The 260-nt window shown below is 52.3% G+C and carries 1 protein-coding gene; it reads right to left on the bottom strand.

What is annotated here, in order from left to right; all coding sequences use genetic code 11:
- Positions 1-260, bottom strand: a 260-nt coding sequence (locus LKX83_RS32610) for an ATP-binding cassette domain-containing protein (RefSeq protein ID WP_227887430.1), incomplete at both ends; no start/stop codon positions are given.

The raw sequence follows: 260 nt of genomic DNA, 5'->3' as shown, positions 1-260 counted from the left end.
CAATTGATATGCTCCACCTCTAGATAGTTTGTCGGCTCATCGAGCAGCAGAACGGTCGGCTTCTCCAGCAGCAGCTTAGCAAGCAGCACCTTCGTCCGCTGGCCGCCGGAGAGAGATGCCACGTCACGATCCAGACCGATTGCACTGAGACCTAAGCCATTGGCCATTTCTTCTACTTTCACATCAATCAAATAAAAGCCGCTCGCATCAAGCTGTTCCTGGATATCTCCCATCTCTTCGAGCAGCTTCTCAAGCTCCTC

Origin of the sequence: Cohnella baijiui (genome assembly GCF_020731285.1) — a bacterium.
GTDB lineage: Bacteria > Bacillota > Bacilli > Paenibacillales > Paenibacillaceae > Cohnella.
The sequence above is the reverse complement of the archived record's forward strand: the minus strand, read 5'-3'. Positions and strand labels throughout refer to the sequence as shown.